The organism is Lysobacter sp. P5_B9 (assembly GCF_054049835.1).
The window spans coordinates 343,796-367,012 of record NZ_JBFULP010000001.1 but is presented as its reverse complement, the minus strand read 5'-3'; the positions used below and the strand labels follow the sequence as shown (position 1 = coordinate 367,012).

At 68.5% G+C, this 23,217-nt stretch carries 15 protein-coding genes and 2 pseudogenes; 4 read left to right on the top strand and 13 right to left on the bottom strand.

All coding sequences use genetic code 11. The features are described from left to right. Positions 1–8: 8 nt before the first annotated feature. The 4 genes and pseudogenes from ACXJJ9_RS01655 to ACXJJ9_RS01640 form a co-directional block, all read right to left on the bottom strand. Positions 9–1,118, bottom strand: a complete 1,110-nt coding sequence (locus tag ACXJJ9_RS01655) for an acyltransferase family protein (protein ID WP_457095543.1) — start codon at positions 1,116–1,118, stop codon at positions 9–11. A gap of 41 nt (positions 1,119–1,159) precedes the next feature. Further along, positions 1,160–1,666: a chemotaxis protein CheW gene (locus ACXJJ9_RS01650; RefSeq protein ID WP_457095542.1), complete on the bottom strand. Its 507-nt coding sequence runs from the start codon at positions 1,664–1,666 to the stop codon at positions 1,160–1,162. 32 nt (positions 1,667–1,698) lie between these two features. Next, entirely contained in the window at positions 1,699–3,012 is a 1,314-nt protein-coding gene (locus ACXJJ9_RS01645; RefSeq protein WP_457095541.1) for a chemotaxis protein CheB, read from the bottom strand. Further along, a pseudogene (locus ACXJJ9_RS01640) lies at positions 3,005–5,305 on the bottom strand (response regulator); the annotation flags it as partial. The gene ACXJJ9_RS01645 and the pseudogene ACXJJ9_RS01640, both read right to left, overlap by 8 nt. Positions 5,306–5,589: 284 nt before the next feature. On the opposite strand from ACXJJ9_RS01640, the gene ACXJJ9_RS01635 reads away from it, so the two are divergent. Beyond that, positions 5,590–6,291: a pentapeptide repeat-containing protein gene (locus ACXJJ9_RS01635; RefSeq protein ID WP_457096135.1), complete on the top strand. Its 702-nt coding sequence runs from the start codon at positions 5,590–5,592 to the stop codon at positions 6,289–6,291. Positions 6,292–7,216: 925 nt separating this feature from the next. Here the strand turns inward: ACXJJ9_RS01635 and ACXJJ9_RS01630 are convergent. From ACXJJ9_RS01630 to ACXJJ9_RS01610, 5 genes and pseudogenes are all read right to left on the bottom strand, one after another. Continuing rightward, positions 7,217–7,570 (bottom strand): annotated as a pseudogene (locus tag ACXJJ9_RS01630) (Hpt domain-containing protein); the annotation flags it as partial. Positions 7,571–9,509: 1,939 nt separating this feature from the next. After that, positions 9,510–11,522, bottom strand: a complete 2,013-nt coding sequence (locus ACXJJ9_RS01625) for a methyl-accepting chemotaxis protein (protein ID WP_457095540.1) — start codon at positions 11,520–11,522, stop codon at positions 9,510–9,512. A 59-nt stretch (positions 11,523–11,581) separates the two neighbouring features. Then, the gene (locus ACXJJ9_RS01620) at positions 11,582–12,148 is read right to left on the bottom strand and encodes a chemotaxis protein CheW (protein WP_310051166.1); all 567 of its coding nucleotides are present in this window, start codon (positions 12,146–12,148) and stop codon (positions 11,582–11,584) included. Position 12,149: 1 nt separating this feature from the next. Then, on the bottom strand, positions 12,150–12,515 hold the full coding sequence (locus ACXJJ9_RS01615; RefSeq protein WP_310051163.1) for a response regulator: 366 nt from the start codon (positions 12,513–12,515) through the stop codon (positions 12,150–12,152). Positions 12,516–12,533: 18 nt separating this feature from the next. Beyond that, complete coding sequence (locus tag ACXJJ9_RS01610; protein ID WP_310051160.1) at positions 12,534–12,944, bottom strand: response regulator; 411 nt, start codon at positions 12,942–12,944, stop codon at positions 12,534–12,536. A 238-nt stretch (positions 12,945–13,182) separates the two neighbouring features. Between ACXJJ9_RS01610 and gshB the strand changes: the two genes are divergently transcribed. After that, a complete protein-coding gene (gshB, locus tag ACXJJ9_RS01605) occupies positions 13,183–14,151 on the top strand; it encodes a glutathione synthase (protein ID WP_310051158.1) in 969 nt (322 codons plus the stop codon). A gap of 53 nt (positions 14,152–14,204) precedes the next feature. Continuing rightward, positions 14,205–15,098, top strand: a complete 894-nt coding sequence (locus ACXJJ9_RS01600; RefSeq protein WP_310051156.1) for an energy transducer TonB — start codon at positions 14,205–14,207, stop codon at positions 15,096–15,098. 48 nt (positions 15,099–15,146) lie between these two features. Here ACXJJ9_RS01600 and tsaB read toward each other — a convergent pair whose 3' ends face one another. From tsaB to mrcB, 4 genes are all read right to left on the bottom strand, one after another. Further along, on the bottom strand, positions 15,147–15,845 hold the full coding sequence (gene tsaB, locus ACXJJ9_RS01595; RefSeq protein WP_457095539.1) for a tRNA (adenosine(37)-N6)-threonylcarbamoyltransferase complex dimerization subunit type 1 TsaB: 699 nt from the start codon (positions 15,843–15,845) through the stop codon (positions 15,147–15,149). 72 nt (positions 15,846–15,917) lie between these two features. After that, positions 15,918–17,981: an ATP-dependent DNA helicase gene (locus ACXJJ9_RS01590; protein WP_457095538.1), complete on the bottom strand. Its 2,064-nt coding sequence runs from the start codon at positions 17,979–17,981 to the stop codon at positions 15,918–15,920. Further along, positions 17,981–18,565 (bottom strand): hypothetical protein, encoded by a 585-nt coding sequence (locus tag ACXJJ9_RS01585; protein ID WP_457095537.1) that lies wholly within the window; start codon positions 18,563–18,565, stop codon positions 17,981–17,983. The genes ACXJJ9_RS01590 and ACXJJ9_RS01585 overlap by 1 nt, the downstream gene beginning before the upstream one ends. After that, positions 18,562–20,952: a penicillin-binding protein 1B gene (gene mrcB / locus ACXJJ9_RS01580; RefSeq protein WP_457095536.1), complete on the bottom strand. Its 2,391-nt coding sequence runs from the start codon at positions 20,950–20,952 to the stop codon at positions 18,562–18,564. The genes ACXJJ9_RS01585 and mrcB overlap by 4 nt, the downstream gene beginning before the upstream one ends. A 146-nt stretch (positions 20,953–21,098) precedes the next feature. Here mrcB and ACXJJ9_RS01575 point away from each other — a divergent pair, with 146 nt between their 5' ends. Then, entirely contained in the window at positions 21,099–23,207 is a 2,109-nt protein-coding gene (locus tag ACXJJ9_RS01575) for a glycosyltransferase (RefSeq protein ID WP_457095535.1), read from the top strand. Positions 23,208–23,217 lie beyond the last annotated feature (10 nt).

Here is a 23,217-nt window from a genome sequence, read left to right as displayed (position 1 = left end):
GACGTCGCTCAGATCTTGAAATAGACCTTCCGCGCGTCGAGCCAGCGCACGACGACCCACCAGATCGCAACGAAGGACAGCGCATAGGCCAGGGACGGCACGTACGGCCCGAAGCGCGGGGTCATCCAGTCGGCGAAGCCGTGCTGGTAGGCGGGAGCAAGCCAGCCGAGCGCGGCGAGCGCATACAGGAGGAAGGCGGAGCCTGCGTAGGCCGCGATCGCGTTCACGCCGAACGCGCGGCCCCACCCCGGCAACCCTCGTCGATCAACCAGCCAGTGGCACAGCGCCAGGAGCAGGCACGCGGCGCCGCCGGTCCACAACGCATACGACGGGGTCCACAGGTTCTTGTTGAGTGGCAGCGTCAGTGACCAGGCCTGGCCTGCAATCAGCGCGATCGCGCCGGCCGCCCATAGCCATCGCACGTGGCCGTCGCGCAACCAGGACCCGGCGCGTACGCCGAACAAGGTGGTAGCCAGCGCGCCGAGGGTACTTACCAGGCCTTCGGGATCGTGCCCGCGGCCGCTGCCCGGCTCGATCTGGTAGACATGCACGCCGAGCAGCGCGTGATCGAGGCGGCTGGCGATGTTGTCGAACGGCGCATAGCTCCCGCCGCTGGCGAGCAGCATGGAATAGCCGACGAGCAACGCGACGAGGATCGCCCATTGCAGACGCGGTCGCACGTACAGCGTGAGCAGGCCGGCGGCACCAAAGCACAGCCCGATCCGCTGCAGCACGCCCATCACCCGGTAATGCGGCAGGTCGAATGCCCAAAGGGCGCACAGGTGCAGCAGCAGCCCGAGCCCGAAGATGCGTGCGGCGCGCGCGAGTACCGTCTTCGCCAGTACCGACCGTGGTTCATCGCGCTCAAGCCGTGGCGTCACCGCGAGCGCGATCGAAACGCCGACGAGGAACAGGAACAGCGGAAAGATCAGGTCGGTCGGGGTGATCCCGTGCCACTCCGAGTGCAGCAAGGGGGCGTACACGTGGCCCCAGTCCCCCGGGTTGTTTACCAGCAGCATGGCGGCGACGGTGATGCCGCGCAGCGCATCGACCGATGCCCAGCGAGTTGGAGCGGAACGAGTTGGCGCGGAACGAGTTGGCGCAGAAACGGTGTCCACGCGGAATGTCGCCTCGGGCGACACAGCCGCGTGCATCATCCTCAAGCGGCCTGGGCCTGCGCGATCGCGTTGCCGATCAGGACCTCGATGGCTTCCAGGTCGGGAATGTAGGCTTCGTCCTCGTTGAGCCAGACCCGGGCGTGGACGCCCGCCGGCAGGTGCTGGTCCGCGTCGAACTGGAGACGGTCCGGCGACACCGTCACCAGTCGCGGGAAGCCCTGCGTCAGCACCGCGAAATAGGGCGCCTTCGGATCACCGCTGAGCGCCTTGAGAACGACGACCTTGCTGCCGAGGCCGCCTGCTTCCGGCGCGATATCGGCCATGCGCGAGAAGGCGACCAGCGGAACCTCCCAGCCACGCCAACGGATGCGGCCCAACAGCCAGTCCGGCGCACCTTCGACCGGTGTCGGCGGTGCGAACGAAAGCACTTCGGCGATGGTCGCATTGGGCAGGAGCAGGCGTGCACGGGCGACGGCGATCAATACGCCGCGGATGTCGTTTTGCGGGTTGGCCTGCGCTTGGGGCGCGTTGTGCTGGGAGGTCTTCATCGACGTCTTTGGAATTCTTCAGTGGCAGTTCGTCAGTGCCAACGCTGTGCGAGTCGGCGGGCAAGTTCCTGCGGCTTGCCCGACTGGCCACCGCGCGATGCAAGCGCCGCAGGCGCCGCCACGTCGTAGCAGCCATCCAGCGCCTGGCTGGCAATGAGCGCACCGTTGGCTGCAAGTTTCATCACAGCGTCGACCTGCGCCGGGTCGGAACCGCTGAGCATCAGCACGGCGCTGTCGTTCGCGGGCAGCCCGGTGAGCAGGTCGCCGGGCGCATCGTTGAAGGCGAGGCCCTGTTCGTAATCGTGCACGCCCAGGCTCGGCGGCAGGATGTAGATAGTCGCGGGCTGCACGGTGTCGCCGCTCACGGCCAGCTTCACCGGCAGCGAAGTGGCACGCTGCATCTGCGCGACCAGCTTGTCGTAGTGGCCACCGTCGAGGCGCTGCTGGATCAGCACGGCCCGTGGGAACCCTTCCGGCAATGCGCCCAGCAGCTGGCGCACCGCATCCGGGCCACCGATGCCCGCCAATACCAGCACCGCACCATGCGCCGGGGCCACGATGCGATCGTGCACCAGCTCCATCGCGCCAACGCGGCTGTGCAGGTCGGCCATGTCGTCACGGAAACGGCTGGCGTCCGAGGCCTGGTCCGGCGCCATTTCCAGGCCTTCGAACACGATCTCGGTCGGCGTGTCATCGACAAGTTCCAGATGGAACTTTGCAATCACCGTCGGCTCGGATCCGGCGTCATCTTCGAGGCCAAGGGGCGGATAGTCCGTGCCCGGCTCGTCCGTGCCCGGCTCGTCCGTGCCCGACTGGTCTGTGCCCGACTGAATCCCGACCGGCTCGATCTCAAGGTGTGTGTCGGAGGAACCGCTGTCATCCAGGTCGGAGAGGGTCAGCTCCCACTTGGCGGGCGCCTCCGCGACAGGCGCGGGCGATTCCGCGACGGGCGCGGGCGATTCCGGCAAGACCTCCGGTACGGAAGTTGCGCGACCGGGCGGCAACACCGAGTCCGACAGGCCCAGCTTGGCGCGCAAATGGCGCACCCAGCGTGCGGCGTCCCAACCCACGCGGCCGACAGCGAGTTCGGCCTCTTCGAACAGGATCTCGATCTGCGGGTTGGAAAGCACGCCATCGAAGCGGTCGAGCGCCTCGTCCGCCATCGCCGGGTCGAGCATGACCAGGGCGGCTTCGGGCTGCGCCGCAAGTACGGCCGCCTGATCGCCGGTGGCCGGATCGGCCTCCAGGACGATGTTCGCGCCGGCCAGGTCCAGCGCCTCGCGCATGCGGTCGCGGGCCGCACCTGGGCGGGCCAACAACACGACGCGGCGGGCGTTGTCATTCATGGCCGCGCTTGACCCCCAACAGTTCGAACACATTGCGGAGCAGTTCCGGCTCCTGGTACGGCTTGCCCAGGTAGCGGTTCACGCCGATGTCGAAGGCGCGCTGGCGGTGTTTCTCGCCGGTACGCGAGGTGATCATCACGATCGGGACGTTGCGCAGGCGCGGGTCGGACTTCATCGCCGTGGCGAGTTCGTAACCGTCCATGCGCGGCATCTCGATGTCGAGGAGCATCAGGTCGGGCACATGCTCGACCATCTTTTCCAGGGCATCCAGGCCGTCCTTCGCGGTGAGGACCTCGAAGTTGTTGCGCTCGAGCACGCGGCCCGTGACCTTGCGCATGGTGACCGAGTCGTCGACCACCATGACCATCGGAACCCGGCGCGCTTCGACCACGGGCGCGACCGGCCGGCGCTCGGGCGCAAGCACGGCCTGGCGGCGCACCAGCGGCGCGACGTCGAGGATCACCACGACGCTGCCGTCGCCCATGATGGTGGCGCCGAAGATGCCCGGGACCGATGCGACCTGGGGACCCACTGGCTTCACCACGATTTCGCGGTTGCCGATGACGTGGTCGACGCTGACCGCGGCACGCAGGTCGCCGGCGCGGATCAGCAGCAACGGCATCTGCAGCTGGCCTTCGGCCTTCGCCGTGGCATGGCCGACCAGGTTGCCCAGGTCGTGTACCGGATAGTCTTCGCCGCCGTATTGGTAGACCGCATCGGCCTGCGCCAACTGGTCGCGCGGGATGCGGCCCACGCCGCGTACCGAGGCGATCGGCACCGCGAAGCTGGTTTCACCGATGCGCACGAACACCGCCTGGGTGACGGCGAGCGTCTGCGGCAGGCGCAGGATGAAGCGCGTGCCCTCGCCCGGCTTCGAGTCGATATCGATGGTGCCGCCGAGCTGGCGCACTTCCGATGCGACCACGTCCATGCCGACGCCGCGACCGGCCAGGCGGCTGACTTCGTCAGCCGTCGAGAAGCCCGGCTCGAAGATCAGCATGTCGAGGTCGCTGTTGCTCAGCACCGCGTCGCTGCGGACCAGGCCGCGTTCCTCACCACGCTTGCGGATCGCGTCGCGGTTGAGGCCGGCGCCGTCGTCGGCGACTTCCAGCACCACTTCCGAACCTTCACGGCGGATGGCGATGCTGATGGAGCCTTCTTCCGCCTTGCCCGCCTTCTTGCGCTTGTCGGGCTTTTCCAGGCCATGCGCGACCGCGTTGCGGAGCATGTGCTCCAGCGGCGCGGTCATGCGTTCGAGCACGTTGCGGTCGAGTTCGCCCTGGGCGTTGCCAAGCTTGAGCTGGACGTTCTTGCCCAGTTCGCCCGAGGCCTGGCGCACGACGCGGCGCAGGCGCGGCACGAGCGCGTCGAACGGCACCATGCGGGTGCGCATCAACCCTTCCTGCAGCTCCGAGCTCACGCGCGACTGCTGCAGCAGCAGGGTTTCGTACTGGCGCGTCAGGTCGTCGAGCGTGGTCTGCAGGCTGGTCTGGTCGGCCGCGGATTCGGCGAGCGCGCGCGACAGCTGCTGCAGGGTGGAGAAGCGGTCGAGTTCGAGCGGGTCGAACGTCGCATCCGGCGTCTCGTTTTCACGCTGGTAGCGGGCCATGATCTGCGCTTCCGTCTCGATCTCGAGACGGCGCAGCTGGTCGCGCACACGGATGTTGGTCTGGTCCATTTCCGCGATGGCGCCGCGGAACGCACCCAACTGCTGTTCCAGGCGGGCGCGATAGATCGCGACTTCGCCGGCGTAATTGACCAGGCGGTCGAGCAGGTCGGCGCGAATGCGCACCTGCTCCTGCGGTGCTCGCGCTGCGATGTCGTCGTCGTCGACCTGCGCGGCATCGACCATCGGTGCCGAAAGCGGCTTGAGTTCCAGTGCGGGCGCGGCGGCGCGTTGCGGCGTCCCGGCGACCTCGTCCGTGGCCGTGGCGAGTCGCTGGCCCCGCGAGCGTGCGTCGAATTCGGCAATGAGCGCTTCGGGCATCGCGATCGCCTGGCGCGCACCGACGCGCGTGACCATCGCATGCAGGCGGTCAAAGCCGCGTTCGAGCAGTGGCACGCCGTCGCTGCCGAGTTCCACGCGGTTCTCGACCACGGACTCGAGCAGCGATTCCATGGTGTGGCCGAGTTCGCCCACGGCCATGATGCCGGCCATGCGGGCACCGCCCTTGAGCGTGTGCAGGTCGCGCTGCAGTCCGATCAGCGGTTCACGCGAATCCGGGGCCGCGCGCAATTCGGCGAGCAGGCCGTCGGAATGATCGAGCAGGTCGGCGCCTTCTTCGACAAAGATGTCGACCAGCTCCGGATCGAGGCCGGTAAGGTCGAGGGCTTCGTCGGGATCTTCTCCGCCGGCCTGGGCCTGCGCCAGGATCGCCGCGACCGCGGGTTCCGGTTCGGGCAGGGTGGTAGCAGCGGCCAGCGCGGCGGCCGCAGCGGCGGCATCGCGCTGCGCCTGGGCTTCGGCTTCGCGGACTTCCTCGGCGCGACGCACGGCTTCGGCTTCCGCCTCGGTGGCGGCTTGCGCGGCGGCAGCCTGCTCCACGGCGAGGCGTTCGGCTTCGAGACGCTCTTCGTCTGCGAGGCGCTGCGCTTCTGCCCGCTGGGCTTCCTCGGCAGCTGCAAGTTCGGCGGCAATGCGTTCGGCTTCGGCCTGTTCGGCCGCGATGCGTTCGGCTTCCGCAGCCTCGCGCTGCGCCTGGGCAAGGCGCTGGGCTTCGGCGTACTCGACTTCGAGACGCGCGTATTCGGCTTCTTCCTCGGCGGCGACGCGTTCGGCTTCGGCACGTTCGGCTTCGGCACGTTCGGCTTCGGCACGTTCGGCTTCGGCGCGTTCGGCTTCGGCACGTTCGGCTTCGGCACGTTCGGCTTCGGCGCGTTCGGCTTCGGCGCGTTCGGCTTCGGCGCGTTCGGCTTCGGCACGTTCGGCTTCGGCACGTTCGGCCTCGGCACGTTCGGCTTCGACGCGTTCGGCTTCGGAACCTTCGCCACCTTCGGCCAGGGCAGGTTCGGCTTCGAGACGCTCGGCTTCGAGACGCTCGGCTTCGAGACGCTCGGCTTCGAGACGCTCGGCTTCGAGACGCTCGGCTTCGAGACGCTCGGCTTCGAGGCGCTCGGCTTCGAAGCGTTCGGCTTCGAAGCGTTCGGCTTCGAAGCATTCGGCTTCGAAGCGTTCGGTTTCGAGGCGCTCGGCTTCGACGCGCTCGACTTCGAGCTGTGCGGCCTCGAGTTGGAGGTTCAACGAGTTGTCGGCAACGGCATCGAAGTCGTCGATCGTGAACGCCTCGACCTCCTCCAGCGCGACGTCACCGTGACCGGCTTCGAACGAGCCCGCATCAAGGGCAGCAGCGGTGAGTGCGGCAGCCGGCATGGACTGCACCAGACCACCCGTACCGAGGTCGACGGCCAGATCGGTGAATTCGCTGAGATCGAACGAAGTGAGCTCGGCTTCGTGTGCCGCTTCTTCTTCTTCGACCTGATGGTGGCGTGCCTCCGGCAGGCTGTCGCGGAGCGCCTGCATGCGCGCAGCCAGGCCTTCGAAGCGTGGCACGTGGGCGATCGGTGCTTGCAGGCCCTGCATGGTGCCGCGAATCGCCGCGGCGACGTCGCCCATTGCGGCCACGCCTTCGTTCGCCGGCACGACGCCGGCAGCGAGGAGACGCTTGATGTATGTCTCGGTCGGACCGGTGATTTCGGTAATCACCGGTACTTCGGTCATCGCGAAGGCGCCGTTGAGCGTATGCACGGCGCGCTGCAGCGATTCGGTCGCCGGTTGCGGCCCTTGGCGCGCGGTTTCCAGCCAGTCCTCGATGGTGACGAGGTGGCCACCGACTTCACCGGCGAGGATTTCCAGCAGCACGGCATCGACCGACGCGGGAACGCCCGGGATGACCATCTCTGTAGCGGCCGGCGTCGTTGCGGCGGGTTCCTCGAACACCGCCTCGTTGAGTTCCCCACCCAGTTCGCCCAGGTCGATGGAAACCACGGCGGCTTCGGCCAGCTCCGGAATGGCTTCGACGACCGGCGCGGCCGCTACCGGGGTGAAGAATGCTTCCTCACCGGCGGCAAGGCGATCGGCGACCGCTTCCATGCCGCTGAGATCCGCGGTGATGGCCGCTTCGCCGCGCAACGCGGCGTGCAACTGCGGCAACGTGTCATGGGCCTGGCCGACGAGGGCCACGACCGCGGGACTGGCCGGACGCGTGCCATCCAGCACGCGGTTGAGCATGTTCTCGACTTTCCAGCTGAACTCACCGAGGGTCTTGGCGCCGACAAGCCGGCCGCTGCCCTTGAGAGTGTGGAAAACGCGACGGATGGGACGCAGGCGTTCGGCGTCTTCCGGGTTGTCGCGCCAGGGCTTGAGCAGTTCGCCGAGGTTGGCGATTTCTTCCTGGAGTTCCTCGAGGAAGACTTCGCGGATTTCGTCGTCGATGTCGTCGCTGCGTTCGAAACCGCCGGCGGCGACAGCATCGGCACTGGCAGCCACCGGTGCCGGCGCGCTGACCGCGGCCACATCGGCAGTGGCTTCGACCACGCCGTGTTCCGGTGTCGCGGCCATTGTTTCGACCGGGCTCGAATGAGCCAGGCCACGGAACGGCTCGATCTTGCCGAAGTCGAGCGCGTCGGCGAGATCGGGCGACAGCTGGAGTGCTTCTGCCGTCGTCAACGGCGCGCAGACTTCCTCCAACGCCGGCAGCGGCCAGTAGCGCAGGCGCTCCAGGGCGTGGCGGGCGATTTCGAGGATCTCGTCGCGTCCGGGGCGCTGGTCGCGCAGCGCTTCGAGGTAGTACTCGAGGCTGGCCAGTGCATCGGCCATGGTGTCCAGCTGCTGGCTGTTCGGAACCCGCTTGCGCGTGATCAGTTCGACGTCGACGTAGCGCTTCACCGCGACGAGGTAGTCGGCGGGAAGCTGCTGTTCGAGCATGCGCAGGGCGCCGCCGACTTCATCGAGCAGGCGCGGGACTTCTCCGAGCTCGGCATGGTCCCAGCCGGTCTCGACGAAGGCCACGAACGACTGGCGCGCATCGCCGAAGTTGGCGATGGCTTCGCGCACGACGACGTCGATGACCTTGTTGTGTTCGCCGGAGACGAGGTCTTCATCGCCAGCCGCATCCGGGCGGCCCAGGCGTGCAACCTGGTCGTCCAGCGATGCATCGACATACAGCAGCGCACCAGCGACGTCGAGCAGCGCGCCTTCGTCGGCGGCACGGTGGCCAGCGACGATTTCGCGCATGGCGTCGCGCTGTTGCATCACGACGTTGCGCGCCACGCCCAGGCCCATCATGCCGAGCGTATCGCTGACGCGGGTGAGCGCATCGACCTGCTCGCGCAGTTCAGTGACGTCGGTCTGGCGCGTGCGCAGGTGCAGGTCCAGCGCGTCCTTGACGCGCAGGAGGTCTTCCTTGATCGCCGCGGAGACGGTGTCGAGCAGCGCGCGATTGCGGCCACTGAGACTGCCGCGTGCGTGCTCGAGCTCGTCTTCGCTGGGTAGCTGGCCGGCGAGGTCGAAAGTCTGGCGCAGGCTGGCGAGGGCCGGATGCTGGCCCTGGCTGTGGGCGACGTGGTACAGCAGCTGGCGGGTCGGTTCCGCCGCGGCATCGGTGCGCGGGGCACCGAAGGCGAAGCTGTCTTCGATCAGTGTCTGGCGCGCTTCGCGTTCGACGCCGGCGAAGGCCTGGCGCATGCCACGGCTGGCGTTCAGGGCGCCGTCGCGCAGGGCATCGGCGACGGACGACGCGACCCAGAGCATGCGACGCAGCGGCTCGGTTTCCACCTGCGCCAGCAACGACTCGATGGTCGTGGCGAGCTGGGAGGCATCGGCGGGCGCACCGTCTTCCGGCCATGCGGCCAGCTCGTCGCGCAGCGCACCGAGGTGCGTCACCAGTTCGTCGCGGGCCGGCTTGGGCGCCGACGACGCAGGTGCGGGGATGTTTTCCGGCAAGGGCCGGTCGAGATCGGGCGAGAACAGCACGCTCTCGTTCAGACCGGTCTCGCCGCGCGTGGCGCGCAGCTCATTTAGCAGCGGCAACAGCACGATCGGGATGTCGCGATGGCCGCCCTGCAGGCGTTCCAGGTAATCGGGCAGCTGCACCACGCCGCGCATCAGCGCCGCGCAGGCGTCGTCGCGCTCGGAGACTTCACCCCGCAGCAGCGACAAGGCGAGGCGCTCCATTTCCTCGGCGACCATTGCCGGCGCATAGAGCTCGATCATGCGCAGCGTGCCGTGCACCTGGTGCATGTAACCCGCACAGGTGCGCATGTGCGCCGTCTGCGAGGGATTCTCGGCAAAGGACTCGATCTCGTCGCGCGCCAGACGCAGCGTCGCATCGAGTTCGGGTTTGACCCAGCCCAGCGTGGTCGTGTCGATCGCGTCACGCAACACGGTCATCGATTGCCTCCGTATCGGCGCGCGGCCGCGGCGCCTGCCCCAGGGGCGGGCGCGTACGCGGGGCGATTTGCCTTCAAGCCGTCCATCTCGTTATCGGTTCCGTCTCGCGTCAGGCCGGCAGCTTGAAGTCGGCGACCGAGCGGCGCAGGTCGGCCGCAAGCTGCGCCAGGTTTCCGATCGATTGCGCCGTCTGGCTCGCACCCTGCGAGGTCTGCGCGGTAATCGACTGGATGGTGTTCATCGTGGCGGTGATGTTCGACGCCGCGCTGGACTGCTGCTTGGCGGCCGACGAGATGCCCTGAATGAGGCCCGACAAGTCGGACGACACCTTTTCGATCTCGCCCAGCGCCGTACCCGCGTCTTCCGCAAGGCGTGCACCCGCGACCACTTCCGAGGTCGTCTGCTCCATCGAGGACACCGCTTCGTTGGTGTCGGACTGAATCGTCTGGACCAGCGTTTCGATTCGCTTGGTGGCGTTCGAGGCGCGTTCTGCGAGTCGCTGCACTTCGTCGGCCACGACCGCGAACCCGCGGCCCGCTTCACCGGCCGAGGCCGCCTGGATCGCCGCGTTCAGCGCCAGGATGTTGGTCTGTTCCGAGATGTCGTTGATCAGTTCCACGATCGAGCCGATTTCCTGGGACGACTCACCCAGTCGCTTGATTCGCTTCGAGGTTTCCTGGATCTGGTCGCGGATCGAGTCCATGCCCGCGATGGTCTGGCGCACGACGCCGGCACCCTTGGTCGCGATCTGCACCGAGCGTTGCGCCACGTCCGCGGATTCGGCGGAGTTGCGCGACACCTGGTCGATGCTCGCCGCGATTTCGCTGATGCGGTCGGAGGCGGAGCTGATTTCATGCGCCTGGTGCTGCGCGGCTTCGGCGAGGTGCATCGCGGTCGCCTGCGTTTCCTGCGCGCTCGATGCCACCTGCACCGAGGTGTCGGTAATCGTCTGCACGAGGCTGCGCAGCTGCTCGACGGCGAAGTTGATCGAGTCCGCGATCGCGCCGGTCATGTCCTCGGTCACGGTCGCCTTCACGGTCAGGTCGCCTTCTGCGAGCGAACCCATTTCGTCCAGCAGGCGCATGATCGCCTCCTGGTTGCGGTCGTTGAGTTCCTTGGTGCTTTCGTAGCGCTTCTTCTGCGCGCTGTTCAGCGAGAAGAGCAAGCCGGCGATGGCGAGGATCGCGGCGATACCGGACAAGACCGAGATCAGGATGTGGCCCAGCGGGTTCTTGCTGCGGACCGAACCGAAGGCGGTGAGCGAGCGGAACAGCGATTCGCTCTGGCCCAGCAGGGCGTTGGATTCGCTGGTGATGGTGCCCGCCGCGGCCTGCGCGGTGAACAGGTTCTTGGAGCCGGAGCTGATCGCGTCCAGGTCCTTCTTCATGTCGGTCCACAGCGCTTCGGCCTGGCCGAGCGCGGCCAGCGCGCCGCCGTTGGACAGCGGGGTCACGCCGAGCGCGGCGTCGCCCTTGCGCAGGCCGGCAAGCACGTTGCCGAACACCGCGGCGGTACGGGTCAGCTGGTCGCCCGCGATCGAGGCGCCCTGACCGCCGGCGCGCATCGCGGTGATGTTCTTGTCGATCTGGCCCGCGAGCACGTTCTGGCGCAGCGCGAGGTAGACCTGCGAGGCCGGCGAACCGCTGGACGACATCGCGCGCACCAGTTCGTCCAGGCGCGCCTGCAGCTGCGGGACCTTGGCGGCGAAGCTGTCGGCGTTGCTCGCCAGGCCGGTCACCGCGCCTTCGGAGGCGATGACCTGGTCGGCGTTCTTGCCCACCAGGTCCCACGTATTGGCGACGTTGCCGATGTCGCCGGACACGCCCAGTTCGCCACCGAAGCGGTCGTTGAGCTGCTTCACGTCGGCGTCCATCTGCGCCTTGGTGGCCTTGAAGGCCGCGTAGGCCTCCTTGTCACCGCCCACGGCCTCGGCGCCCTGCACCGCGAGCCGCTGCGAGTTCACCTGCAGCGACGAAGCCGCGGAGCTGGCGCTGGCGAGCCGCGAACCCTTCCAGGTGGCGTAACCGGCGTTGACGCCGAAGATGACCACCGAGATACCGAGGATCGTCAACCAGGTATTGACACCGAGGCCGCGGCCCTTGGGATTCATCACAGTACTCATGGTTCAACCTCGTTGGCGATTGCTGCTTGTTGCGTGCGATTTGGTGACCGGGACAGGCGTCAGCCTGCGGCGGCTTGGCGGAATTCGGGTGTACGGGCCAGCCGGTCCAGGCTGAAAATGCCCCACGGCTGCTCGTCGACGCGGTAGGCCCGGTCGATGAAGTGCGTGTAGCGTCCCTGGTAAAGCGGATCTTCGGCGACCTGCGAGTCGGCGACTTTCTGCGGTTCGGTGAAGCTGCGCTGGCCGTAAAGCTCGTCGATCAGCACGGCAACGTCGCCGCCGGGCTGGCGCACGAGCAGCGCGCGCTGGCTTTCATGCAGCACGGTGCGCTCGCCCTCGAGGAACTGCTTGAGGTCGACGATCGGCAGCAGGTTGCCGCGCACGTTGGCCACCCCCAGCATCCACGGCTGCGCGCCGGGCACCTGGGTGATGGGCGGCAGCGGCAGGATCTCGCGCACCTCGTCGAAGCCGGAGGCCAGGCGGTGCGTGCCCACGCGGTAACCCACGCCGCGCCACAGACCGGGCGCGTCTAGCTGTTCGGGAAGGCCGGCGACGTGTTCGAGGCTGCGACGCTCGTAGTCGGCCAGCCGCTCGAACGGGCCGAGCGCGGTGACGTGTTTCTTCACTTCAGTGCCCCAGCACCGCGTTGATGCGGGCGATGAGTTCGGATTCGCGCGGCGGCTTGACGATGTAGTCCTTCGCGCCCTGGCGCATGCCCCATGCCCTGTCGGTATCCATGTCCTTGGTGCTGACGATCAGCACCGGGATGGCGCTGGTGGCCGCATCGCGCGACAGCGCGCGCGTGGCCTGGAAACCATTCATCCCGGGCAGGACGACGTCCATGATGACGAGGTCGGGCAGCTCGCGCTTGCAGGCGGCGATGCCATCTTCGGCGCTGCCCGAGGCCAGGACCTGGTGTCCATTGCGCTCAAGCAGCTGGGTGAGGACCGCCACGTCAGTCGGCGAATCCTCGATCAACAGAATACGTGCCATTGGTGCCTTACCCCCCGGTCAGGCGTTGCGTGCGGTGTCGTGCACGTGATTACGAATTGCGTCCAGCAGTTCCTCGCGAGTGAACGGCTTGGTCAGATATTGCTCGGACCCGACGATGCGGCCCCGGGCCTTGTCGAACAACCCGTCCTTGGACGACAGCATGATGACGGGCGTGCTCTTGAACAGTTGATTGTTCTTGATCAACGCACAGGTCTGATAACCATCCAGACGCGGCATCATGATGTCGACGAAAATGATCTGCGGCTGCTGGTCGGCGATCTTGGCCAAGGCTTCGAAGCCATCAGTCGCGGTCACCACATCGCAACCTTCCCGCTTGAGCAAGGTCTCCGCCGTACGGCGGATGGTCTTGGAATCATCGATCACCATGACCTTCAGCCCGTCGAGGCTGCCGTTGCGACCCTCTTGCATGCTTTCAATCCCCTGTGCGATCTCGGCGGTCTCCGCGCGTCGCGAAGTGCCTTTATTTCAAGCATAGCGCGGACTGTCAAGCACGAATTTCGCCGCTCCCGTCCCTGAATGTGCGCGGGTGCACAATCGCGACCCGGTTTGCACTTGCTGCGCCAGAACATGACGTTTTGCGGCAAGCACCGACTGGGGCGCAACCCCGCCTGCTACCATCGCCGGCATCGTTTTCACCGCCACCAACATGCCCTTCCAGCCGGGTGCCGACATCGTCGTCGTGATGGATCCGATCGGATCCATCAAGATCGCCAAGGACTCCACCTTTGCCATGCTGCTCGAGGGCCAGCGCCGGGGGCACCGGCTCTGGTACGTGCGCCCGGGCAGCCTGGCGGCCGCCGGGGGGCAGGCGCAGGCGACGGTCGCGCCGCTCACCGTCAGGGACGATCCGGCCGGCTGGTACGAACTGGGCGAGTGGAGCCGGCTGGTCTTCGGTCCGGGCCAGGTCGTGCTCATGCGCAAGGACCCGCCGGTCGACACCGCGTACCTCAATGACACCCACCTGCTCGGCCTGGCGCAGCGCGCCGGCGCCCTGGTCCTCAATGATCCGCAGGGCCTGCGGGACATGAACGAAAAGCTCGCCGCGCTGGAATTCCCCCAGTGCGTGCCGCCGACCGTTGTGAGCCGCGAGGCAGCGGTGCTGAAGGCCTTCGTGGCCGAGCATGGCGATGTGGTGCTCAAGCCCCTGGACGGCATGGGCGGGCGTTCGATCTTCCGGGTCCGCGCCGGCGACGCCAACACCAACGTCATCCTGGAGACGCTGACTGCCGGCGGCCGCGACCTCGCCATGGCCCAGCGCTACCTGCCGGAAATCACCGAGGGCGACAAACGCATCCTGCTGGTCGATGGCGTGCCGGTCGACTACTGCCTGGCCCGCATCCCCCAGGGTGACGAATTCCGCGGCAACCTCGCCGCGGGTGGCAAGGGCCGCGGCCAGCCGCTGAGCGAGCGCGACCGCTGGATCGCCGCACAGGTCGCTCCGGAATTGAAGCGTCGCGGCATGATCTTCGTCGGCCTGGACGTGATCGGCGACTATCTCACCGAGGTCAATGTGACCAGTCCGACCTGCATCCGTGAACTCGATGCCCAGTTCGGGATCAACATCGCAGGCATGCTGTTCGATGCGATCGAACGCAGGCTGGGGACCGGAACCTAGGGGCCGCCCCCCCCGGAACCCGCCTTCCCTTCTCGAGTCCAGCCCCTGTCCCCATGAGCACCGTCGCCGCCCGCGTCCCGCCCCACCCTGGCGAATATGCCCTGGGCGAGAACCGTCGCATCAGCGCAACCATGGTGTTGTCGGTGCTGGTCCACGCCATGCTCCTGCTCGGCGTGGGCTGGGCGGTGGAGAGTGCGGCGCCGGTGATGCCGACACTGGACGTGATCCTGACCCAGACCACGTCGCCCCTGACCCGCAAGCAGGCCGACTTCCTCGCCCAGGCCACCAACCAGGGCGGCGGCGAGCACGACAAGACCACCCGGCCGCGCGAAACCCAGTCGGGCCCTGCGCCCCTGCCGGAACCCGGCATCGCCCCGCGCCCGCTGCGGGCGCAGTCACCCGCGCCGCAGCCCGCGCCGCAGGACCGGGTGGTCAGCACGCTGCAGGCCGAGACCCAGGTCGCCAAGGCACAGGCCACGCCGCCGCCGGACGAACGCGTGCTGCCGCCCGGCCGCGAGAAGATCGCCCGCGACATGGCGATGGCGCGCCTGGCCGCGGAGATCCACCTGCGCTCGGAGCGCTACGCGAAACGCCCGAAGCGCAAGTTCGTATCGGCCAGTACGACCGAGTACGCCTGGGCCGCGTACCTGAGCGAATGGGTGAAGCGCGTGGAGCGCGTAGGCAACCTCAACTATCCGGATGAGGCGCGCAGCCGCCACCTTGCCGGCAAGGTCGTCATCACCATCGCGATCCGCCGCAACGGCACCGTCGAGCGCATGCAGATCGTGCAGTCGAGCGGGATCGCGTTGCTGGATTCCTCGGCCCTGCGCATTGCGCAGCTAGCCGAGCCTTACGCGCCGCTGCCGAAGACGGAAGAAAACCCGGACATCCTGCACGTCACCCGCACCTGGCTGTTCATGCCGGGCGGCGAACTGATCGACGATTGAGGCGCGCGGTGGGCCGCGCGGTGACGCGATTACTTGCCGCGAATCCGCCTACTTGTTCGCATCGCGCAGGGCCTGCTGCTCGGCAATGGTGAGCGCGACGTTGTCGCGCAGGTACGCAGGTTCGGCGAATTCCGGAGCCACCGTTTCGCCACGCGCGTAGGCCAGCGCGGCCAGGCGGGCGACGTCGGCCGCATGCGGCAGCGCGGCGGCATCGATGGCGGCGAAATGCGCACGCGCACGCGCCGCCAGCGCACCGTCCTGCGCGGCGAAGCCGGTGCCTACGCCGTGCCAGGTACCGGCTTCCTCGGGCAGGACTACGGCATTGGGCGGCAGCACCCGCTCAGCATCGAGCGCGATGGCATCGCCGTCGCGCAGTTCGAACGAAGCCGCATAGACCTCGCCCATGCGCGCATCGATCGCGGCGAGCACGCGCGGCCCTGGCGCCTGTAGCGCGAGCGCTGCGAGCGTCGAGACCGGCACGACCGGCCGGTCCAGCGCGAGCGCGATGCCCTGCCCGAGCGCGATCGCCAGGCGCACGCCGGTGAAGGCGCCTGGACCGCGGCCGAGGGCGATCGCATCGAGTTGCGTCTTCCGGATGCCGGCGTCGGCAAGCAGCTGTTCGGCCCAGGGCAGCGTGAGCTCCGCGTGGCGCCGCGGCGCGATCTCGAACCGCTCGCGCACTTCGCCATCGAGCCACAGCGCGACGGAACAGGCTTCGGTGGAAGTTTCGAGCGCAAGGAGCTTCATGCCAGTGGACTCTGCGCCGGATCGGCGGACGTGAAGAAGATGCCGCCGAGGCCGTGCACGCCGGGATTGGCGTCAGCCATGGTCGTGCTCCGTGGCGAGGGGCGTCGAAGTGGATTCTGGCGCAAAAAATTCCGCGACATCTTCCAGCCGGCGCGTCCTCGGCAGTGGCGGCAGCGAATCGAGGAAGACCTTGCCATAGCTCTTGGAGCTGATGCGCGGATCGCACAGCACCAGCACGCCGCGATCGGTCTCGCTGCGGATCAGGCGGCCGGCGCCCTGCTTCAACGAGATCACGGCCTGCGGCAGCTGCTCGTCGCGGAACGGGTTGCCGCCGTTGCGGCGAATCGCTTCCAGGCGCGCCTCGAACACCGGATCGTCCGGGGCGGCGAACGGCAGCTTGTCGATGATCACCACGCTCAGCGCTTCGCCGGCGACGTCGACGCCTTCGCGGAAGCTCGCCGCGCCCAGCAGCACGCCGTTGCCGGACGCACGGAAGCGCTCCAGCAGCACCGGTCGCGGCGCTTCGCCCTGCACGAACAAGGGCCAGGGACCGTCGCGCAGCAGTTCCGCGGCTTCGCGCAGGGCGCGATGCGAGGCGAACAGGATGAAGGCGCGGCCGCTGGAGGCTTCGAGTACCGGACGCAGCTTGTCTACGAGGCTTTCACCGTAATGGCGGACGGCCGGATCAGGCAGACCTGTCGGCAGGTAACACAGCGCCTGCCGCGGCCAGTCGAACGGGCTCGGTGCCAGCAGCGTGCGCGGATCGTGCAGTCCGAGCTTGGTGGCATAGTGGTCGAAGCGGCTGCCGATCGCCAAAGTCGCAGAGGTGAACACCCAGGCCGCGTGCGAGCGCTCGCGGTGTTGCGACAACGGCCCGGCGACATCCAGCGGCGTGCGGCTGAGGCGGAAGCCGCGCGCGGTGAGTTCGTACCAGTGGACACCGGTGTCTTCGCTTTCCGCCTGCTGCGAGGGCGGCGCATGGACTTCGCCCTCCGTGGCTGGCGAATCGTCGTGCAACGGCATGTCGAAGTCGTCGTCGCCCGCCCCCTGCACGGCATCGCCGCGCCAGCGTCGCAGTCGCGACAGGAACTCGCGCGCGCGCGCGGCGCAGCTCTCGAAACCCGGCGCGGATTCGCGCAGCGGTTCGAGCGCGGCGGCCAGGTGTTCGAGCGCCGCGTCGAGCGCGTCGAAGGCCTGCTCCGAGGCATCCAGTTCAGCGGCGCGGCGGCGCGTGCCGCGCACCGGCAGCTCGTCCATCGCCGCGCGCAGGGTCCGCACGCCATGTTCGAGCTCGCGCGCCGGTCCCTGGATCGCCGCCAGCGAACCGGCGACGTCCTTGCATTCGGCGATCGCGTCGCGCGCCAGTTCCACCAGCGGCCGCGCGCTCAGGGCCTCACCGAAAAACTGCGCGGCGAGATCCGGCAACTGGTGCGCTTCATCGACCACGAACGCCTGCGCGCCGGGCAGGATCTCGCCAAAGCCCTCCTGCTTGAGCGCCAGGTCGGCCAGCAGCAGGTGGTGGTTGACGACGACCACGTCCGCCGCCTGCGCACGCTGGCGGGCCTGCACGACGAAACAGTCGGCGAAGAACGGACATTCGCTGCCGAGGCAGTTGTCGGCCGTCGACGTCACCATCGGCAGCAGCGGCGAATCCTCGGGCAAGGCGTCGAGTTCGGAGAGATCGCCCATGCGCGTGCGCCCGCTCCAGGCGACGATGCGCTGGAACTGCGCTATCTGCTCGCGGTTGGCGAACTTCGGTTCGCCCTTGGCGTGGTTGAGGCGATACAGGCACAGGTAGTTCGCGCGGCCCTTCAGCAGCGCGGTCTTCAAGCCGCGGCCCAGGGCGTCGCGCACGCGCGGCAGGTCGCGGTGGTAGAGCTGGTCCTGCAGCGCGCGCGTGCCGGTGGAGATGATGGTCTTCATCCCCGACAGCAACGCGGGCACCAGGTAGGCGAAGGTCTTGCCGGTGCCGGTGCCGGCTTCGGCGATCAGCGTGCCACGGCTCTCGAAGGCCTCGGCAATCGCCGCGGACAGGTCCTGCTGCGCCGCACGGGGCGCAAACGCGTCGATCCGCGACGCGAGCTCGCCCCCTTCGCTCAATGCCGCACGGCTGGCTTCGGCTAGGCGACTGGACATCAGTAGCGATTCAACGCGGCGACCGTGCAGGCGTCGCGGCGTGTGCGGGCGGTGCGTGCGTCCGCGGCGGCGGCCTGCACGCGCGCGGTGGCCTGCGCCTCGCTTTCGTCACGACGGATCACGCGATCGTTCTCGCGCAACAGCGCTCCCTGCACGAGGGTTTCCCAATGGCGGCGGCACAGGGGACCGGTGGCGGACCCCAGGTCGATCGCCTGCTTCGCGTAGTGCTCCGCCTGTGCGGCCTCGCCCAGCAGCAGCGCGACTTCAGCACGTTCCTGCAGCAGGGCGGGATCCTCGGCATTGAGCTGCAGCGCGCGATCGAGCAGGTCGGCGGCGCCGCGATACATGTGCTTCGCCTCGAGTTGCACGGCCTGCTGGCGCAGGTCCTCGACCTGCGGGTCGCGCAGCGGCTGCACGTCGAGCTCGGTCGGACTGGCCGCCCCTGCTGCGCGAATGGTCCGCACCAGCGCGGCGGCATCGAATGCGGGGGCGGTCGGTTGCGGCGCCGGAGTCACGCAGGCGCCGAGCACCAGTACCCCGGGCAACAGCCACGAACCTCGCGGGGTCGAGTGCAATCGGCTCATTGCTGGTCCGGCGGCGGAGGCGGTGCCGCGTCGTCCTGCTTGTCGTCGTCTTTGCGACCGAGCCCGAACCAGTCGCGCCAGCCACCGCCCTGCTCTTCCTGCGCTTCGGCCTGCATCGGGCACGGCGCGTACTGCGGCGCGAAACCGGCGACGAAGGCGAAGCGGCGCGCGCCCGCGCAATCGGCGTCGGTGGTGTTGCTGCCGGCCACCCACTGCCAGTCGACACCCTTGTCGCCCGTCTGCAGCGAGGCGCTGGGCAGGCGCGAGAAGATCGCCGACCACACCCGCATCGCACCGGTGGCGCCGTACAGGCCGGTTTCCTTGTTCTGGTCGTTGCCCACCCAGATCACGGCGAGGTGGTCCCCGGTCCAGCCGGCGAACCAGCTGTCGCGACCGTCGTTGCTGGTGCCGGTCTTGCCGGCGGCATTGAGGCGCCCCAGGCCATCGCGCACCAGCTGCGCCGCGGTGCCGCTGGTGACGGTCTGCTGGCCCGCGATGGTGATCAGGCGCGCGGCGATGGCATCGCCTTCCTGTGCGGGCGCCGGCTTGGTGTCGTAACGATTGAGGGCGCGGCCATTGGCGTCGAGCACGCCGCGCACGGCATGCAGGGGCTGGATCTGGCCGCCACTGGCGAGGAACTGGTACAGCTGCGCCATCGCGTACGGGCTCTGGTCGAGCGCACCGAGGATCAACGACGGCCGCGGCTCGGCCTGGATGCCGGCGAGCGTGCGGATCAGGTCGGCGATGCGCTCGGGCGCGACCTTCATGCCCACGCGCACCGTGGCCTGGTTGTAGGACATCGCCAGCGCGTCGATCAGGCGCACGCTGCCGTGGCTGCGGCCGTCGGAATTGCCCGGGCTCCACTTCTTGCCACGGCCGAGGTCGACGGTGACCGGGGAATCGTCGACGTAGCTGGCCAGCGAATACCGGTCCGGCGTCGCCAGCGCGAGCAGGTACACGAACGGCTTCAGCAGCGAGCCCACCGGACGCTGCGCTTCCACCGCGCGGTTGAAGCCGTGCTCGCTGTACACGCGGCTGCCGACGACGGCAATGACTTCGCCGTTGTGCACGTCGGTCACGACCAGGCCGGCCTGCAGCGGCGGACGACGCTTGTTGTCGAGGCTCTTGAGCGTGCGGGCCACCGCGCCTTCGGCGAGGGCCTGGGCCGACGGCGACATGCCCGTCATCACGCTCAGGCCGGCGCCGACGAGCTGGTCGGCGGGGTAATCGCGCGCCAGCTGGCGGCGGACGAGGTCGACGTAGGCCGGGAAGCGGTTCGGCGCGAGGCTGCCGGGCACCTCGGTGATGCCCAGCGGCGCCTTCAGCGCGCGCTGGTATTCCTTCTCGTCGATCAGGTTGGTTTCGCGGAATTCGCCCAGGGCGAAGTTGCGGCGCTCCAGCGCACGCTCCGGATTGCGGCGCGGGTCGTACCACGATGGCCCGCGCACGATGCCGACGAGCAACGCCACCTGCTCGGTGCTCAGGTCGCGCAGGTCGCGGCCAAACCAGAATTCCGAGGCCGCCGCGACGCCGTGGATCGCCTGCGAACCGCGCTGGCCGAGGTAGACCTGGTTGAGGTAGGCCTCGAGGATGTCGCGCTTCTCGTAGCGCGCATCGATGATCAGCGCGTACAGGATCTCGTTGAACTTGCGGCTGAGCGTCTGCTCCTTGCCGATGCCGAGCAGGCCGCTGCGGGCGAGCTGCTGGGTCAGGGTGCTGGCGCCCTGCTTCGTGCCGGTCGCGGTCTTGAACGCCGCGCGCAGCATGCCGCTGAAGTCGATGCCGATGTGGTGGTTGAAGTCGCGGTCCTCGACCGCCTGCAGGCCGGTGACGAGCAGCTCGGGCACTTCCTCGATGCGGACCAAGCGGCGCTCTTCCTGCTTCTGGCCGTAGAGCGTGGCGATGCGCGCCGGGTCCAGGCGCGCCACCTGCAGCTTGCCCTTGCCGGCGACATCACGAACGCTGGCCACGCGGCCGCCGGACACCACCGCTTCGATGCGCCGCGCCGGCACCGCACCGTCGACGTCGTTGAAGCCGCGGCTGGAAATCCTCCAGCGCCCGCCGTTCTGGGAATAGCTGCCTTCGCGGCTGCCATCGCCTTCGTGGTAGCCAGCGGCGTCGAGCTCGGTCTTGAGCGTGCGGGAGTCCAGCACCAGCCCCGGCCGCAACGCCAGCGGGCGCGCATAGACACGGGTCGGAATCTGCCATTGCAGGCGCCCGAAACGCTCGGTCACCTGGTGGTTCAGGTACAGCGTGTAGGGGATGAGGAAGCCCAGCCCCAGGCCCATCGCCGCGAGCGACCAGGTGACCAGGCGGCGCTTCCACTGTCCCGTTTCGTCGCCGTCCGCCGGGGCGCCGTCTTCGTCTTCGTCGTAATCGATTGCCACGAGATGCCAAAATAACCGGGCTTGGCCCGAACTGGGCGAGTCTAGCGCAGGCGGATCGTGGCTCCGCGCGCCGGCAGTCCCGGTTCCGGCATGCCGGTTCACGCGGGATTGAGGCAGTCATCGAAACGGAGTTGGACGCGAATCCCATGGGCATGAACTGGACTGACCTGCGTTTCTTCCTCGATCGAAGCGCGGGGCTGTTCAGGCGTGGACTCGCAAGCCTGCGCACGCGCGGGCTGCGGGCATCGTGGGCGCGCGTGCACAAGCATCTGCGCAGCGCACCGGTGTCGCAGCGGCGCGCGCTCTACTTCCCCGAGGCGGCGGCGTTCGCCCCCTTCGCCCTGCCCGCGGGATCAGCAGTGGCAGCCGCGCCGCAGGCGAGCATCGTGATCCCGGTGTTCAACCAGTTCGCGCACACCCTGGCATGCCTGCGGGCGCTGGCCGCGCACATGCCGCGCGCGCCGGTCGAAGTCATCGTCGTCGATGACGGCTCGTCGGACGAAACCGAAGCCGCGTTGCTGCAGGTCGCCGGGCTGCGCTACCACCGCCGCGCGAGCAACGGCGGCTTCATCGCCGCCTGCAACGACGGCGCCGCCCTGGCGCGCGGCGACTACCTGGTGTTCCTCAACAACGACACGATTCCGCAACCGGGCTGGCTCGACGCGTTGCTGCGGACCTTCGCGGACCACTCCGACTGCGGCCTGGCCGGCGCGCAGCTGCTGTATCCGGACGGCCGCCTGCAGGAAGCCGGCGGGATCGTGTTTGCCGACGCCAGCGCGCACAACTACGGCCGCTTCGAATCGCCCGACGATCCGCGCGTTGCCTTCGTGCGCGAGGCCGACTATTGCTCCGGGGCGGCGATCGCGGTGCCCCGCGCGCTGTTCTCACGGCTCGGCGCCTTCGACACGCGCTATGCGCCGGCGTACTACGAAGACACGGACCTGGGCTTCGCGGTGCGCCAGGCCGGGCTCGGCGTGCTGTACCAGCCCGCCTCGCGCGTGGTGCACATGGAGGGCGCGACGGCGGGCACGGATACCGGTAGCGGCATGAAGGCGTACCAGGTACGCAACCGCTCGGTGTTCCAGGAGAAATGGCACAAGGCGCTCGCCGTGCAGCCCCTCGCCGACACCGATGCCGATGCCGCCGCCGTCCGGCGACGCCATCCCACCGTGCTGGTGATCGACGAATCCACGCCGCGACCCGACCGCGACTCCGGTTCGCTGCGCCTGGTCAACCTGATGCGACTGCTGCGCGGCGAAGGCGCGCACGTGGTGTTCCTGCCCGCCGATCGCGCGCACGACGGCGCCTATACGGAGGCGTTGCAGCAGCTCGGCATCGAGGCCTGGCACGCGCCTTTCGTCCAGAGTCCCGCGGCATGGCTGCGCCGGCACGGGCACCGCTTCGACACGGTCGTGGTCTGTCGCCATTTCGTCGCCCGCAACTTCCTGCCGATGCTGCGCCAGCACGCCCCTCGGGCCCGGGTCGTGTTCGACAGTGTCGATCTGCATTACCTGCGCGAACGCCGCGGTGCCGAGCTCGCCGCCGACCCCGCGCTGCTGCGCGCCGCCGAGCGCACCCGGGCGCTGGAACTGGACGTGATCGCCCGCAGCGACGCCACGCTGGTGGTGAGCGGGACCGAGCGCGCGTTGCTGGCGCACGATGCGCCGCAGGCGCGGGTCGAAGTGCTGTCCAACCTGCACCATGTCGCCGGGCCGGGCCGTCCGTTCGCGCAGCGCCACGACATCGTCTTCGTCGGCGGTTTCCGGCATCCACCCAACGCCGACGCGGTGCAATGGTTCGTGTCGGCGGTGTTTCCGCTCATCCGCGCGCGCTTGCCCGCGGTGCGCTTCCATTGCATCGGCGGCGACGTTCCGGACGAAATCACGATGCTGGCTGCGCAGCCGGGGGTGGTCGTGCACGGACACGTGCCCGACATCGCGCCCTACATGGACGGCGCGCGGATCGCGGTGGCGCCGCTGCGCTATGGCGCGGGCGTCAAGGGCAAGGTCAACCTGAGCATGGCGCACGGACAGCCGGTGGTAGCGACCTCATGCGCGGTGGAAGGCATGCACCTGCGCCACGCCGAGGATGTGCTGGTGGCCGACGACGCCCAGGCGTTCGCGGATGCCGTGCTGCAGGCTTATCAGGACGAAGCCTTGTGGCGACGGCTCTCCGCCAGCGGCCTGGTCAACGTGGAGCGCCACTTCTCACTGGATGCCGGACGCGACGTGGTGCGTCGCGTGCTGCTGGCCTGATCGCCACAGG

Coding starts and splice junctions, on each gene's coding strand:
- ACXJJ9_RS01575 (WP_457095535.1), top strand. CDS start 21,099: ATGGGCATGAACTGGACTGACCTGCGTTTCTTCCTCGATCGAAGCGCG.
- ACXJJ9_RS01645 (WP_457095541.1), bottom strand. CDS start 3,012: ATGAATGACAACGCCCGCCGCGTCGTGTTGTTGGCCCGCCCAGGTGCG.
- tsaB (WP_457095539.1), bottom strand. CDS start 15,845: ATGAAGCTCCTTGCGCTCGAAACTTCCACCGAAGCCTGTTCCGTCGCG.
- gshB (WP_310051158.1), top strand. CDS start 13,183: ATGCCCTTCCAGCCGGGTGCCGACATCGTCGTCGTGATGGATCCGATC.
- ACXJJ9_RS01610 (WP_310051160.1), bottom strand. CDS start 12,944: ATGCAAGAGGGTCGCAACGGCAGCCTCGACGGGCTGAAGGTCATGGTG.
- ACXJJ9_RS01585 (WP_457095537.1), bottom strand. CDS start 18,565: ATGAGCCGATTGCACTCGACCCCGCGAGGTTCGTGGCTGTTGCCCGGG.
- ACXJJ9_RS01650 (WP_457095542.1), bottom strand. CDS start 1,666: ATGAAGACCTCCCAGCACAACGCGCCCCAAGCGCAGGCCAACCCGCAA.
- ACXJJ9_RS01600 (WP_310051156.1), top strand. CDS start 14,205: ATGAGCACCGTCGCCGCCCGCGTCCCGCCCCACCCTGGCGAATATGCC.
- ACXJJ9_RS01625 (WP_457095540.1), bottom strand. CDS start 11,522: ATGAGTACTGTGATGAATCCCAAGGGCCGCGGCCTCGGTGTCAATACC.
- ACXJJ9_RS01590 (WP_457095538.1), bottom strand. CDS start 17,981: ATGTCCAGTCGCCTAGCCGAAGCCAGCCGTGCGGCATTGAGCGAAGGG.
- ACXJJ9_RS01615 (WP_310051163.1), bottom strand. CDS start 12,515: ATGGCACGTATTCTGTTGATCGAGGATTCGCCGACTGACGTGGCGGTC.